The 13,571-nt window shown below is 42.1% G+C and carries 17 protein-coding genes; 10 read left to right on the top strand and 7 right to left on the bottom strand.

The features are described from left to right. The first annotated feature begins 40 nt into the window (after positions 1-40). Complete coding sequence (locus tag NCWK1_RS02975) at positions 41-979, top strand: putative 2-dehydropantoate 2-reductase (RefSeq protein WP_103123664.1); 939 nt, start codon at positions 41-43, stop codon at positions 977-979. Between the two features lie 216 nt (positions 980-1,195). Here NCWK1_RS02975 and NCWK1_RS02970 read toward each other — a convergent pair whose 3' ends face one another. From NCWK1_RS02970 to NCWK1_RS02960, 3 genes are all read right to left on the bottom strand, one after another. Next, positions 1,196-1,690, bottom strand: coding sequence for a hypothetical protein (locus NCWK1_RS02970; RefSeq protein ID WP_096580332.1), 495 nt, complete (start codon positions 1,688-1,690; stop codon positions 1,196-1,198). Positions 1,691-1,787: 97 nt separating this feature from the next. After that, positions 1,788-3,923, bottom strand: coding sequence for a pentapeptide repeat-containing protein (locus NCWK1_RS02965; RefSeq protein ID WP_103123663.1), 2,136 nt, complete (start codon positions 3,921-3,923; stop codon positions 1,788-1,790). Between the two features lie 59 nt (positions 3,924-3,982). Further along, complete coding sequence (locus NCWK1_RS02960) at positions 3,983-4,327, bottom strand: hypothetical protein (RefSeq protein WP_096580336.1); 345 nt, start codon at positions 4,325-4,327, stop codon at positions 3,983-3,985. Between the two features lie 377 nt (positions 4,328-4,704). Between NCWK1_RS02960 and NCWK1_RS02955 the strand changes: the two genes are divergently transcribed. Continuing rightward, positions 4,705-5,142, top strand: a complete 438-nt coding sequence (locus tag NCWK1_RS02955; protein WP_103123662.1) for a hypothetical protein — start codon at positions 4,705-4,707, stop codon at positions 5,140-5,142. A 152-nt stretch (positions 5,143-5,294) separates the two neighbouring features. Here NCWK1_RS02955 and NCWK1_RS02950 read toward each other — a convergent pair whose 3' ends face one another. Further along, entirely contained in the window at positions 5,295-5,732 is a 438-nt protein-coding gene (locus NCWK1_RS02950) for an RrF2 family transcriptional regulator (protein ID WP_096580340.1), read from the bottom strand. Positions 5,733-6,147: 415 nt separating this feature from the next. Between NCWK1_RS02950 and NCWK1_RS02945 the strand changes: the two genes are divergently transcribed. Then, complete coding sequence (locus tag NCWK1_RS02945) at positions 6,148-7,239, top strand: Arm DNA-binding domain-containing protein (protein WP_103123661.1); 1,092 nt, start codon at positions 6,148-6,150, stop codon at positions 7,237-7,239. Here NCWK1_RS02945 and NCWK1_RS02940 read toward each other — a convergent pair. Then, positions 7,187-8,295, bottom strand: a protein-coding gene (locus NCWK1_RS02940; protein ID WP_103123660.1) for an IS630 family transposase whose coding sequence is annotated in 2 segments (ribosomal slippage) — positions 7,187-7,884 and positions 7,884-8,295 — 1,110 coding nt in all. Because the reading frame shifts where the segments join, the coding sequence is not laid out codon by codon here. The genes NCWK1_RS02945 and NCWK1_RS02940 overlap by 53 nt on opposite strands. A 254-nt stretch (positions 8,296-8,549) precedes the next feature. Between NCWK1_RS02940 and NCWK1_RS02935 the strand changes: the two genes are divergently transcribed. Continuing rightward, positions 8,550-8,798 (top strand): hypothetical protein, encoded by a 249-nt coding sequence (locus NCWK1_RS02935; RefSeq protein WP_146033935.1) that lies wholly within the window; start codon positions 8,550-8,552, stop codon positions 8,796-8,798. 581 nt (positions 8,799-9,379) lie between these two features. Here the strand turns inward: NCWK1_RS02935 and NCWK1_RS02930 are convergent. Together NCWK1_RS02930 and NCWK1_RS29325 are read right to left on the bottom strand one after the other, a co-directional pair. Further along, positions 9,380-10,057 (bottom strand): recombinase family protein, encoded by a 678-nt coding sequence (locus NCWK1_RS02930; RefSeq protein ID WP_103123658.1) that lies wholly within the window; start codon positions 10,055-10,057, stop codon positions 9,380-9,382. Positions 10,058-10,185: 128 nt separating this feature from the next. Beyond that, positions 10,186-10,344: a hypothetical protein gene (locus NCWK1_RS29325; protein ID WP_187308033.1), complete on the bottom strand. Its 159-nt coding sequence runs from the start codon at positions 10,342-10,344 to the stop codon at positions 10,186-10,188. 51 nt (positions 10,345-10,395) lie between these two features. On the opposite strand from NCWK1_RS29325, the gene NCWK1_RS02925 reads away from it, so the two are divergent. From NCWK1_RS02925 to NCWK1_RS02905, 6 genes are all read left to right on the top strand, one after another. After that, positions 10,396-10,638, top strand: a complete 243-nt coding sequence (locus NCWK1_RS02925; protein ID WP_103123657.1) for a hypothetical protein — start codon at positions 10,396-10,398, stop codon at positions 10,636-10,638. A 29-nt stretch (positions 10,639-10,667) separates the two neighbouring features. Continuing rightward, positions 10,668-10,985, top strand: coding sequence for a hypothetical protein (locus tag NCWK1_RS02920; protein WP_103123656.1), 318 nt, complete (start codon positions 10,668-10,670; stop codon positions 10,983-10,985). 13 nt (positions 10,986-10,998) lie between these two features. Further along, positions 10,999-11,223 carry a hypothetical protein gene (locus NCWK1_RS29040; RefSeq protein WP_146033934.1) on the top strand — a complete coding sequence of 75 codons (225 nt, stop codon included), beginning with the start codon at positions 10,999-11,001 and terminating at the stop codon, positions 11,221-11,223. Positions 11,224-11,389: 166 nt separating this feature from the next. Beyond that, positions 11,390-11,740, top strand: a complete 351-nt coding sequence (locus NCWK1_RS02915) for a hypothetical protein (protein WP_103123655.1) — start codon at positions 11,390-11,392, stop codon at positions 11,738-11,740. 218 nt (positions 11,741-11,958) lie between these two features. Continuing rightward, positions 11,959-13,254, top strand: a complete 1,296-nt coding sequence (locus NCWK1_RS02910) for a P-loop NTPase family protein (protein WP_146033933.1) — start codon at positions 11,959-11,961, stop codon at positions 13,252-13,254. Between the two features lie 48 nt (positions 13,255-13,302). After that, on the top strand, positions 13,303-13,569 hold the full coding sequence (locus NCWK1_RS02905) for a hypothetical protein (protein WP_103123653.1): 267 nt from the start codon (positions 13,303-13,305) through the stop codon (positions 13,567-13,569). The last annotated feature ends 2 nt before the right edge of the window (positions 13,570-13,571 follow it).

The following is a 13,571-nucleotide window of genomic DNA, read 5'->3' as shown; positions in this document are numbered from 1 at the left end:
TATGACTCAATAGTTATTAGAAAATTTTGTAGGATAAAAAATGTGCGATCGCAAATACGCCATCATCGGAACAGGTGCATTAGGTGGGTTTTATGGCGCTAAACTGCAACAAGCGGGTTTGGATGTCCATTTTTTACTCAATAGTGATTACGAACACGTCAGCCAACATGGTTTAATCGTCGAATCTAAAGATGGCGACTTCACCTTACCACAAGTTAACGCCTATAACGACGTGACAAAAATGCCACAATGTGATGTGGTAATCATTGCCCTGAAAACAATCCAAAATTATTTATTATCCAAGTTATTACCTCCAGTTATTAAAAATAATGGTGTGGTATTAGTATTACAAAATGGATTAGATATTGAGCCAGAAATTGCTCAGATTGTTAGTAATGTCAACATTATTGGCGGCTTATGTTTTTTGTGTTCTAATAAAGTCGGACAAGGGCATATTCGTCACTTAGATTATGGACAAATAGTTTTGGGTGAATATATCCTTAACTACGAAGCTGTGGGAATCACCAATAGAATACAGCAAATTGCCAACGACTTTCAAAATGCTGGTATAGCGATTGAATTAACAGAAGACTTACTATTGGCCCGGTGGAAAAAATTAGTCTGGAATATCCCTTATAATGGTTTGTCTGTAATTCTTAACGCCAGAACTGATGAATTAATGGCAGATTCATACACCCGCCAATTAGTAGAACAATTGATGTATGAAGTAGCCGCAGGTGCAAAAAGTACTGGACGTATTATCGCTGATAGCTTCATTCAAACAATGCTAGATTACACAGTCAAAATGAAGCCTTACCGCACCAGCATGAAAATTGACTATGACGAACATCGCTCTTTGGAAGTAGAAGCAATTATTGGAAATCCATTACGCAAAGCCCAAAATGCAGGTGTGTTTTTACCACAAATTAGCTGCTTATACAATCAGTTAAAGTTTTTGGATAACAGAAATAAACACTAATTGAGCTTTAGCCATTCCTAATTAAAAAGGCAATATTCAGTCACAAAATTCAGAAATTTTTCTCCTCAAATATTGCCTATTGCTATTGAATTATTGCAAGTATTTGTAGGGTGAGCATTCGTTACTTTATTCTAGATTAATTCAGCGTTTTGCTGAAAATGCCCACCCAACATATTGTTCAAAAATAAAATTAGATTACTGTATTCAATTTGCTCATTAAAATCTCAAACCTACACCACCTTGCACAGCTACCGCTGCACCACCTCCATCACGATAAGCATCAAAAGCAATAATCGCGTTGCCAAAAATTACAGTATTGCTATTAGGAACAACGTAATCAACCCCTGGCTGTAAAGCAAAACTAATCTTGTTACCAACAGGAGAAGGACTATCACCACCAGTTAACACTAATCCTGCACCCAAATAAGCATCTGTTTGCCAGTTGAGTGGCAAGTCATAAGATACAGTCGGGACAACAGCTGTATTCTGACCAATCAATGCTTGAGCGCGAAAAGAAACTGGTGCTTCTAAAAGCTTGTAGCGAAAAGCTAAAACGCCCCCGACTTGGATACCGTCAGTCAAGCCGACAGTTGGGCCGACACCAACATAGCTACCATAAGCAACTTGAGCTTGTGCAGGTTGATAACTTATTAGCAAACTAAAAACTGCACTGGCTGCTATAAATGAACCTAAATTAGGCAGATACTTCATTGCCCGACTCCTCACACCATACTTTGGATGTTTTTGATGCCATTTATTGTTAGTGAGGAGGTAGGATTAAGTATTCTCCTGACTCCCCATCTAAATTTTACGGGCAACGGGGATGAATGCCACCTTGGGTACAAATGTATGCTAGTTGCTTCGTATCTAAATTTTTCGCTTGAGAAAAATCCACACCTTTGACTACAGCAGATACTGTACCAGTGTCTGGAGTTTGCACAAATTGATCTGCGGGATCTTGTTTGCTAGGAGCTAGAATTGTGTCTTTAAAATCTGCGCCAGCGACGTTTGCACCGCGTAAATCTGCAAAACTTAAATCAGCGTTGCGTAAGTCAGCATTTTCTAATTGAGCAGAACGTAAAACTGCACCAGTTAGACGGCTAGTACTCAAATTAGCATTGCTGAGATTGGCACGATCTAAATAGGCTCCAGATAAATCTGCGCCTTGCCAATCAGTTTTACTTAAGTTAGCAAATGATAATTGTGTACCGATCGCAATTACTCTACCTAAACGTGCAGCATAGAGATTGGCCTCGTTTAATTTAGCATCGCCTAAATCTGCCCCAGTTAAGCTGGCATTTTCTAAAACTGCTCCTTGCAAATCGGCTCCTACAAGTTGGGCGCTGCTGAGATTTGCACCAATTAAACGCGCACTTTCTAAATTAGCTCGGTTGAGAGTTGCACGACTTAAATCGCTCCCAGTCAATAACACCCTACTCAGGTTAGCATCGGTGAGATTGGCTTGTTTCATTTGTACTTGGGTTAAATCAGCGATCGCATCATCAAAAGTATCCCAACGGCCATCTTCACCAACACTACGGAAACGGCTACCCTTGAAACTCGCTTGGTTGAGATCAGCCGATTTTAATTTAAGTCCTGATAAATCGATGTTCTCTAACACCAAATTGAATGAAGAATTTCCCGTTGTACTGGTTTGACTCAAAGTTGTGCGAGTCAAGTCAAGACCATTGATTTTGCCACTATAAACATTCAAAATTTTGTTAATTGTCTGCTGGTTGAGTTGTAGCCGCTTTTGCCACAATTCACGCTCTTGAGGTGCTGCTGATTGCAGTTCGTTACCTAGAAACTGATTCTTATTTTTTAATTCTGGGATAGCTGGAATGCCCACAGTTGTTAAAGCTTGTTGAATCGAATTCAATAGCACTGGGTTGGTTTCATTAACTAACAAATCAGCCAAAAATTGAATAGATTGGGCATCATTCAAACCGCCCATTGCCAGAATTGTACTTTGGCGCTCTTCCAAACTTGCCCCAGAGTTAGGACTTAATTGTTTGACGAGTTCCAAAAACTTTTGACTGTTAACTTGTGTGGTTTCCCGCTGATTTTGCTGTTTTTGGATATAGATTTGAGTACCAATTAAAGCCGCCAACACCGCAGTCATGCTGGCCAGTGTGACTACAAATAAAGTTAAGTTGGAATTTTGTCGTACTTGCCGCCACAATGTCGGGAATTTGGTTTCTCCAGCTGTTATTGGTGCTAAGGTAGCTTCGGTTGCAGCGGCTGGGGCTTCTGGTTCATTGGTTTTGGCTAATGCACCCCGACCATTGGGGCGTTTTGCGTCAATAGCTTCCGTACCTGCTAACCAATCATGCAAAGCACGACGACCTTGGCGAGATGGTAAAGCTATACTTTCGCCTAACACCATCAATACTGCTAAAAATGTAAACAATCCCAAATTAGGAAAAGCAAAACTATACCGCCAGAGGATGTAAGCAATAGAAACTGGTACAGACCATCGACCAATGCCTTCTCTAGCGATCGCTCCACCTAAACCTGGAGCTTTACCTTGCTCGTTGACAACCCGCACACCAAACCACCGTTTCGGCAAGGTACTACCAGTTTTTGCCAGTAAATATAATTGCCACCACGATAAAGTTACAGGTGCAATTAAAGCCAACATCCATAAATAATTAGTCGGCCAGGCGACATTGCGGATACCGTAGCTTACAGGTAAAGCCAAAGGCCGAGCGATCGCTCTTTCTGTCACGACTAATACCGGATTGAGTGGTAAACGGTTGATATCGCTTCTTGAATTGACATAAGCTCCCAATCCAAAGGGAATGCAACCACTGGCGACCACCAGCGTCATTTCAACTGTCCAAGCCGCCAAGCGTCTAGTTACTAACGGCAGTGAATTAACTTTTGTTGGTGTTTTTGATTGACTAGGTTGACTATCATTTCTCCTCACAATTGGGGTCGCCATTGAATAATTCCCTTTAAATTTAATAGTTTTGCCATAAATGGCGTGATTAATATAGAGTGCTACTGCTTATTGGAAAAGCTATCAGAAACAAAAAATTTGTATCCAAGATACACTAACCCAGCCAACACTGCCAGACTAATTGCAGAGGTAACAAGTTTTAGAACTGCTTGCAATACTGCCAAACCCAACAGCACAGTTACACCCACAACTACCAATTTCCTAGTCCCTGATAAACTTTGAAACCAAAGTTGCGAACGAGTGAAGTAAGGTTTAAAGTTGAGAAAATTAAACTGAGATTGCTGTCTGGCTGCTTTGGGTTTTTCGGCTTCTACACTCCCAGCATTAATCTCTGCCTCTAGCTTTTGCAGGCGTTGTTGCCAATCTTCTTCAGGTTGAGGATTCATAAATCTTATCTACCTCTGCTAAAACACTTGTTCAACAGGTGAGCAATCACATCCGAACTTTTTGCGGTTGTGTTTGTGATTTTAACTAATGTTTGGTTTTGACAAGGCTGATAATGGCAGAAAATAGAAAACTTTGTCAAAAAGTATATATAAGCATAATGAGAATATCAGTCTAAATTTTTTTACCATTAAGACTAATTCTCTGTCTATTCCTAACCAGCGACTTCATCCCTTTTTTATATTTAGCCATATAGCCATACAACATCATTAATAAAATTTTATACTTCGCTTTAGGAACACTGAGGGATTGCTATCGTCTATTGATTCAGACTATTTATATCAACATCGCTCTACAAATAGTCGGGAGCATAAAAAATATGAAAATTCCGAGGCTATGGCAAATTGTTCCCGTCGCTGTTGTACTGAGTATGGGAATTATCCAGCCTAACTTGGCCGAAGCACCATCAATTCCAATTCCCGCCAAACTCAAATCAGACCCTCTAGTGTTAAATGGCAAGTCTGGCGGAACTGTCCAAAGTAACTGCGGCAATATTTCTGCTGTACCTAGTCAAATTATTCAAGTTACAGAGTCAATGCCTTATATGCGGCTAACTGTTGACAGTCCAGGACAGCCAACATTACTCATTGACGGGCCTAGCGGACGCTTTTGCGTGTTAGCAGATAGCTACTCTCAAAGCAAGCCAGAATTATCCGGTTACTGGCAAGCTGGCAAGTACTCACTACATATAGGCCAATTATCTAAAGAGCAGTATAACTATACTATTTCGATTTCGCAACAAAAAAAGCCTAAATAAATAGGACTTACGCACAAAGAATGTTGTTTGAGATTGGGTGTAAGGGTCTAAGGATATAGGGTGTAAGGGTTTTAGGATATATACACCGTTCGACTGACGCTCACGGCAAAGCCCCTATCTACACCCAGTTTTCATAGACTACTTTCGTGAATCTAGATATAGTACATCAGGTCTTTCTGCCTATGGTTATTTCGCCGTTCGCACAAATCTTGTAGCGTGTGTTGTTGTAAAACAGCATTGGCAGCTTGACAAGCTTCTTGCCAAACCTCCTGAATTACTTGATTTTCAGCATTTTGAGAATTTTGATGGGATACTGGAGCGATCGCATCTAATCCTTCAATACAGGTCAAACAATCTAAGAGCGTTATTGTCCGCGGCTCTCGTGCCAAAACATAGCCACCTTTCGCGCCGCGAATACTTTTAATGATTCCTCCACGTCTTAAAGTTGCCAGCAATTGTTCTAAATAACGAATAGGTATATTTTGTAGCTCTGCCATCTGTCTGATTTGCAAAGATTCACCTCTAGAGTAGCAAGATGCCAATTCCAACAGGGCTAAAAGAGCATATTCCGATTTGTTAGAGATTTCCACAGGCGTAAGATTTTGAAATTCACACCTAAAGCTTTTCAAGTTGTTGACTTTACTTGACTCAGTTCATCCTGAGCAAAACTGATCACACAACTTTGATATTTAAAGGCTTGATTTTACTGTAATCAGCTTTATCAATAAGAGCAATTGTTTTTATTTTTCATTTCAATAAAAATAACTGATTGATAATTGTCAGTTACAAATCAGCAAAATGTCCAATCTTCCGCTTCTTCGATGATTGCGGCTGAGAACCCTTTCAATTTTAATAAAATATTGCTATGATAAATAATCGTGGATACGGCGACATAGCCAAGTGGTAAGGCAGAGGTCTGCAAAGGTTAAGCTTAGACCAACGTCCACGCCAGAATGAGCCTTCCAAGCACTAGCAACTAAGACAAAAGTGCTAGTTAGCTCCTGTATGGCTCCTGAAATTGGGTTAGAAAACAAGCAAGGAAAACTAAGGTTAAGGCTACCCAGAGTAATCGCAGACGGTAGCCTTCGTTATATTTACACAGGTCTACCGGACACGCCAGAGAACAGAAAGAAAGCTCAGGTGATAGCTTGGCAGATAGAGGAAGACATTAGAACTGGACAGCTTGACCCAACACTGGAGAGCTACAAACAAGAGTTTAAACCAAAGACAACGGTAAACAAGCGAGAACCAGACCTACTAGAGTTATGGGTAAGGTTTGCTGAATACAAACGTCCACAGTTGGCTGTCACTACATACGAGAAAGACTATATACGAAAGATACCTAACCACATTAAGCAACTGCCAGCCAAGAAGTTAACAGATGCGATCGCAATTCGAGACTACTTATTAGTCAACCACAGCGCCAACACAGCCAAACGTGTGCTTATTCATTTGTCTGCGTGTTGCAAGTGGGCGAAAGACTCAGGGCTAATAGTTCATAACCCGTTCACTAGCATGGCTTCCACCATTAGACAACCAAAGACTGAAGTAGACATAGACCCGTTTACCACAGCCGAACGAGACGCAATCTTAGAAGCTTTCCGCCAACATAAGCCGCACTACTTCCCTTTCGTTCACTTCCTGTTTCTCACTGGCTGTCGGACTGGTGAAGCTATTGGGTTAAGGTGGCAGCACGTAAACGTTGACTGTAGCCAGATAACCTTTTGTGAGTCATTCGACAGTCAACTGAAGATAAGGAAGACAACAAAAACAGGCACTACCAGAAAGTTTCCTTGTAACCAAAAGCTTAGAGAACTACTGCTGTCTGTTCGCCCAATTAACTCTAGTCCTGATTCTCTTGTCTTCTATAGCCCTAACGGTTTACCAATAGATAACGGCAAGTTTACTAATCAGGTGTGGCGAGGATGTAGAAGTGGTCAGAAGGTTTACAAAGGCTTAGTGACAACACTTGTAGACGAAGGCAAGGTTAGCCGCTACAGATGTCCTTACAACACTAGTAGTCCACCAAGGCAATTTTGCTGGGTTAAATGCTTGGATATAAACGCTGCATTTTTTTACGTGCATCCTTGGTTTTAAAACCCCAATAAACACTGGCTTTTTGTTGATTACGCTGTGATTCCCAAGCAGCAATTTCAGAAGATAATATTTCTACATTGGGAATACGCCGTTCCAAACATTGGCGAGATAAAACGGATAATTCAATTTCTACTTGATTCAGCCAAGAAGCGTGTTTGGGAGTATAGTGAAACTCTAACTTTTGAATAATACGGCGTGCTTCCTGTGGAGAGAAAACTTCATATAATGCACTGGGAGTATGAATATTTAGGTTATCAACAACTAAACGAATCACATCAGCCTGGGGGTAATAAATATCTACTAAATCTTTTAACTGTTTTGCAAAATCCGCTTTTGTACGACGTTGTGTGACTTCAATATGTCGCCACCCAGCTAAAGGTTCAAAAAAGGCAAATAGATTCACAACACCGTTGCGTTTATACTCATAATCATAACGTTCAGGCTGATCTGGTTCTGGTGGCAAAGGAAGTCTTACTTCTTCTACTAATTGATATGGGCGTTCATCCAGACATAGTGTAGGTTTTTTTGGATCATACGGCTCATTATACAAATCCAAAACATCTTCCATTCTGAACACATACTCTGCGTTAACTTCGGGAATACACCACTGTTCTTTTAACCACGGTTTAATTTCATTTTTTTTAGCGTTTGGCGTATTGTTTCGTCGGAAATTGAATCTATAATACCAACTTTTACTAAATGATCTGCTAATAATTGCATTGTCCAACGCACTCTTCCTTCTGGTGGATTAGAACAAGCAGTCGCAATCAGAAATGCTTCTTGTTTTTCATCTAATTTTTTGGTTTTTGGTGGATGTTCCCCATCCTTTAAAGCAAACTCCAATCCGCCAATCACAAACTTTTCTCTTGTCCTTTCCACCGTGGCAACATGAACTCGAACTGCGGCAGCGATCGCCGTGTCCGTTTCTCCCTCAGATGCCATTAAAAGAATGTTTGCACGGGTGATAGTTCTTGCTTTGTGCTTTCCTTTTTTCAGGATTGCTTGCAATTGTAAAACTTCCTCTTCTCTTAAATCTACAATATACTTTTTCGCCATGCTCAACCCCTTTTTTGACTAGTTTATCAATTAGAGGGTATTACCCAGCAAAATTTCCTTGGTGGACTACTAGGCATACTTTCATCACTTGTTGTCTAGAAGCAGGAGTACCCATAACAACAGTTGCTCGTTGGGTGGGCAACAGTCCAGAGGTTATACTTAAGCACTACGCAGGTTCTCTTAGTAGCATAGAAGTACCGTTGTTCTGAGTGGTTGACTGTGCTTATAGTAGAGAAAACACAGCAGGTATTTCTGTGGATAACAAAGACCAAGCACCAGCGAAGGTTAACGAAACCAGCGACCACATTAAGTTAACTGATATTTCTGGTAATCTTTGGTTGGCTATTGCTCACTTAGAAGAATACAAAAGTGAACTACCACAGTGCATCGAAAAGCATAGGATTACGAGAACAATAGCACAAATAAGAAAGGCATTAGTTTTCTATGGGTACACACGCCACTCCAATGTTGACCTTAATAATGACAATACTAAGGCTGACTAGGGCTAAAAGTTATCCTCTGGTCAGAGAATATAATTACCAATTCACCCAAGTAAACACACCTCCACAGCGCGAGACTACACGAACCTCTGTTTTACACAAGGTTTACAGACGTTAGCTGTCATAAGTGGGGAAACTGTAGCCTAAGATAGTGGGCGAAAACAACAGCTAGTAGAGCCTGCGATTACTGTGAGCAAGGTTGACTTTAGTAGGCTTTCTTGCAGCACCGAATACGTTTGTTAGCTAAAGTGGTGTATATTTACTAGCGAAGGCTTCCAACCCATGCCAGCAGAGCCATTCCCCCCTTTCGCTCTACGATAGTTCGCTATTGTCGTTGTAAGCTTTATACCTTAGTCTTTCTACAGAATACTGAGGCTTGACGCACACTTGTTATCACTGCTTAGATAAGCTCACCTCAGCGCACTCACAACAGACACACGCTCACATCTGGGTACAAACAAAAGCAGCCCTCTCTTTAGAAGACTGCTCTTGTTTGTTTACCTATGTGTGTGTTCACTGTTGTCTAGCTGTGTGTTTACCGTGTGTGTGTTCTTAGATAATCATACAACTTACTTCAGCTTGTGTCAACCTACACTAAGACGCTTACTCAGAGCTTGCTTTGTCCACGGTGTGCCTTTGCTCGTGGTAAAACCTTCAGTGTTCAGCGTGTCAGCGATTGCTTGTAAGGTGTACCGTTGTTGTCTGAGTTCACTAGCTCTCTGTATGGCTTCTTCTGTAGCGTCTCTCTTAGCTTGGTTTGCGGCTTCTCTACCTTTGTCTCCTAGTCTCACGCCTTGCTTCTTAAGTTGGGCTAATGCGTCTTTGGTGCGCTTGCTAATTAGTTTTCTTTCTTCCTCTGCCACCACAGCCCTTAAGTAGACTTCCATCGGAGAAGCGTTAGGAGAGTCAGCCGCTATGAGTATAGGAGTGTTAGAGCCAAAGAAGTAATTGTTGACGTAGCCGCTAACATGGAAGACTTCACGGCTGAACCTATCTTGTTTACTGACCAGAAGACTTGCGCCATGCTGTTGTGCCTCTGTCAAAGCTTGCATGAACACTGGTCGCTCTCTAGGGTCAACCTTGCCTGAGATAACCTCACTGTAAACACCAACTATAGTTAACTGTCGTTGCTCACACAGCCGTTTACAAGCGTCTAACTGTGCGTCCAACCCAAGACCAGACTTACCTTGTTCATCTGTGCTGACTCTTAGATAGATTACTACTGCATCTGGGTTGACTGCTACACGTTTACGGGTTGACATAGGTTTTACTCCTCAGCTTATGTTTCACCAAGCAAGCGTTATCTTGTGAAACTTGCTTATGTCTTCACTTTACACTGAGGTAATCTGCTTTGTCAACTACCATCGGTCAGTGGTAGGCTACAGCGTAGTCAGTCCGCTTTTGTATTCTGCTGTCTTAGCCAGTCTTCTATTATGAGGGTGACTAAGGTTTGCAGAGTGGTGTTACGTTCTAAGGCTTGCCGCTTCAGGTCTTTGTGTAGGTCAGCCGGAAAGTTTCTTATGTATAGCGTGGTTGTCTCTTGCTCCAAAAGTATTCTCCTCTCTGCTAACGTTGCTAACAAAGCTAACAAGGTGATAAGATGAAGCCAGCTAACGTAGCTAACAGAGCTAACAAAGCTGGCATAACTAACAAACACAATCAGTCTAGCACTATGTACACATCAGACAGTTCACTTATCGATGACCCTAGATTAACTATCAGCGATACAGAAGTGAGCCTGACAGTAACCAATGGAGAGACTAGGGAAGTTTACTCTACAAACACTGGAGACTACGCAGACTCATTAGCAATCCAAGCTGTAGTTAACACCGTTCTTAAGTAGACAAACACAAGTAAACAGAGGACAGACACATGGTAGAAACTATGACAACCAACGGTAAGACCACATCAGAAACCAGTAGCAAGGCTAGACGTAAACGTGAGCGTAAGCTTCCTACTCTGATAGCAACAGGTCAGCAGGAGCGCAAAACACTTAAGCTATCTGGTTCTATCTCGGCAAACGCTCAGGAAGTAGCTAACACCAAGTTTCCTTTGCTCACTCCCTTTGTAACTTCTCCTGAGTCTAGTGAACTATTTGTGAAACTCAGTAGACATGAGGTGGTTAGCCTTCTAAGTCAACAAAGGTTCTCTACGGCTGGTGTTGTTGGGTATCTCGTAAATCTAGCGTAAGGAGACAAGGTAAATGTATACAGCAAGCTTTAGCTCAGTTTGCAAAGGCAGTGAACTCATCAGCATACTTTACATCTACAGAAACTTGGGCGAACGTCACGAATGTAGAACGCTAGAGGGCAAACTCGCACAAACTTTCTACTCTGCTTTGGTCGGCTCACATAGTAAACAGCAGGTTCTTTCACTAGCGTTTACTAAAGCCACACCTGTAGAAGACAACCCAACTACGCGCAGATAGCTAAGGAGTAGACAAAGTGAATCAGTTAGCAGCAGGTAGTCTCATGGTTATGGGTGTTCTGCTGCTTTTGTTTTCTTCAGCAGGAGAACAGAAGAGTAAGACAACCATAATTAACATTTGCATTCTCTGTACGAACACACAGCAAACCAACCAGAGGTAAACAAACGTGAGTGAGACAACTATAACCAAAGACCAACTAACTACTACAGCCAACGGGAACCAGATAATAATAAGCCTAGACAGCAAAAGAGAACAACTGCCACAGCCAACAACAGCAGAGACAGCGTTAGGTGATGTTATCTTTGGCTCTCTGTTGTGTACTTTCTGTAGTTCACTTGTTACTCAGATAATTTTGTACCTACCGTTGCCAGAGTTAACTAGTGTTCGTTTGTTATCTTCTGTAGTTGGTTTGTCTCTATTTGGTGCGGGGCTACAGTGGACTCTCAGCAAACGTTTACAACCTACAACTGTGATTAACTTGTCTTCTGTTTTTGCTGGTGTTGTCTTAGGTAGTTAACTAATCTAATTTGTCTGTAACTCAGTAAACCTAAGACCACATCAGCTAAAGCTAGAAAGTGTACTCTTGCCGGAGTTAACACGGGATGAAGACAAGCAAGAGACAGCAAACAATAGGCAAGAAACTTAACTCTTGTTAACGCTTTAGTCTTTCTGAACAGCGAAAGATACCACCAGTTTACCAGACTCTTAACATAAGTAAACCGTAGGAAGACTACAGTGAGTAACCAAGAATACCCAATCTCATTCACACGTAAACTAATGCAGCTTACCCAAAATACAGCAGTTAGCACAGTTAGCTTAGGTTTGGCTGGTTGTCTATTGCTTCCTGTAGTTGGCTTACAGAACAAAAGCTTAGGTAAACTGCTCTCGTCTGCGGTAGGTGTAGGCGTAGTGGCAGTTGGCTATAGGAGCTACCTAGATAACCGCAAGCTAACAGCACTATCTGAGGATTTGGGTATAGTCGAACGTAAGCAGAACATTAGCTGGTACAACAGTTTACTCAGCCGCAAACAGCAGCTAACCATCACCCAATCTACACCAGTAGACTCACAAGTTATCTCTGACGTAGTTAACTACTGGCAACAGCAAGACAAACACCTTCTCATAGTCGGCGGAACTGGAGCAGGTAAAAGCACGTTCATACAGGCGTTTGCTTCTGTGTTGGGCGTTGGTTGGCACTACAAAGTTTACGACACAGATTGCACTATAGATGACTGGGCTTACTTGCGCTCACTTCCTAGCTGTCAGATGTACGAGTCTTTCTCAGCCATAGGTGAACAGATGCAGGAAGACTTAGAAGTTATCGAGAGTAGAACAGTAGAACGCAAGCAAGCGGGAAACAAGTGGACGACTGATAACACTATTATCGTGGCTGAAGAACTCCCAATCTTAGTGGACGAACTAGAAGACGCTGGACTATGGTTAACTCGTCATGCCAAACGTGGACGTAGGGTTAAGAGGTTCGTGGCTGCTATTGCTCAGAATGACACAGTGAAGAATCTTGGGCTAGAAGGCGATAGCAAACTTAGAGATAACTGTTTTGTTCGAGTTTACTTAGGTAAGTCAGCTATCGAGAGAGCAGAGCAACTGAAGAACCAAGTATTAGTAAACTGGCTGAAGGCTGGAGGTAAACAGGTGTGTCTGGTAGATGACAGACCAGCACTTCGCCCAACCTCTGTACACTCGCAGTTCACACCGACAAGCCAGTTCACTCTAAGTTCACCTGTGAAAACGGCTGAAAGCTTTACAGAGAGCCAGTGTTCAGACGTTCACGAACGTTCGGAAGACTACCAAAATCAGCAGAAAACCCAAGAAAACAGCATTAGTGAACTGCTGAACGAACAACCACTAACCAACGTAGAACTAACACAGCCAGCTTTGGAGAGCTTAAGAAGGTTGTATGCAGATGGTTGGAGTGTGGCGCAGATATTGGAACAGAAGTTAGGGCAGAAGCGCGGCGGAAGCTGGCAGAGAAAGAAAGACTGGCTAGAGGCTCTACTTAAGTCTGACTAAGGTTTGTTTGCTTTTCTGTAACACGAAAGCTAAAGAGGAGGCATAGACTTGGGTAGAGGCGGAAGAAGACCCAATCAGACAGGCAGACCGAAGGGGACAACAACAGCACCTAAGACTAAAGTTGTCCGCATTCCCGCTTGTCTAGATGAGAAAGCTTTAGTGAGCCTGAGAGACGACTTGGAAGCAGTGGTTAGCAGTTGGGAAGCTGAAGTAAACGACCCAGAACACAAGACCAGCCCAAGATATGACGCAGCTAAACGATTGTTGGCAGAGCTTAGAGGGCTGTTAACAGGGACTAAAGCAGACCTACCGTAATC

The sequence above is a fragment of the Nostoc cycadae WK-1 genome (genome assembly GCF_002897135.1).
In the GTDB taxonomy this organism is placed as follows: Bacteria; Cyanobacteriota; Cyanobacteriia; order Cyanobacteriales; family Nostocaceae; genus Nostoc_B.
The sequence above is the reverse complement of the archived record's forward strand: the minus strand, read 5'-3'. Positions and strand labels throughout refer to the sequence as shown.

What these genes read in the sequence shown, in the direction of transcription:
- NCWK1_RS02920 (WP_103123656.1), top strand. Translation starts at nt 10,668, where the DNA reads ATGGTAGAAACTATGACAACCAACGGTAAGACCACATCAGAAACCAGT.
- NCWK1_RS02960 (WP_096580336.1), bottom strand. Translation starts at nt 4,327, where the DNA reads ATGAATCCTCAACCTGAAGAAGATTGGCAACAACGCCTGCAAAAGCTA.
- NCWK1_RS02925 (WP_103123657.1), top strand. Translation starts at nt 10,396, where the DNA reads ATGAAGCCAGCTAACGTAGCTAACAGAGCTAACAAAGCTGGCATAACT.
- NCWK1_RS02965 (WP_103123663.1), bottom strand. Translation starts at nt 3,923, where the DNA reads ATGGCGACCCCAATTGTGAGGAGAAATGATAGTCAACCTAGTCAATCA.
- NCWK1_RS02930 (WP_103123658.1), bottom strand. Translation starts at nt 10,057, where the DNA reads ATGTCAACCCGTAAACGTGTAGCAGTCAACCCAGATGCAGTAGTAATC.
- NCWK1_RS29040 (WP_146033934.1), top strand. Translation starts at nt 10,999, where the DNA reads ATGTATACAGCAAGCTTTAGCTCAGTTTGCAAAGGCAGTGAACTCATC.
- NCWK1_RS02970 (WP_096580332.1), bottom strand. Translation starts at nt 1,690, where the DNA reads ATGAAGTATCTGCCTAATTTAGGTTCATTTATAGCAGCCAGTGCAGTT.
- NCWK1_RS02955 (WP_103123662.1), top strand. Translation starts at nt 4,705, where the DNA reads ATGAAAATTCCGAGGCTATGGCAAATTGTTCCCGTCGCTGTTGTACTG.
- NCWK1_RS02975 (WP_103123664.1), top strand. Translation starts at nt 41, where the DNA reads ATGTGCGATCGCAAATACGCCATCATCGGAACAGGTGCATTAGGTGGG.
- NCWK1_RS02945 (WP_103123661.1), top strand. Translation starts at nt 6,148, where the DNA reads ATGGCTCCTGAAATTGGGTTAGAAAACAAGCAAGGAAAACTAAGGTTA.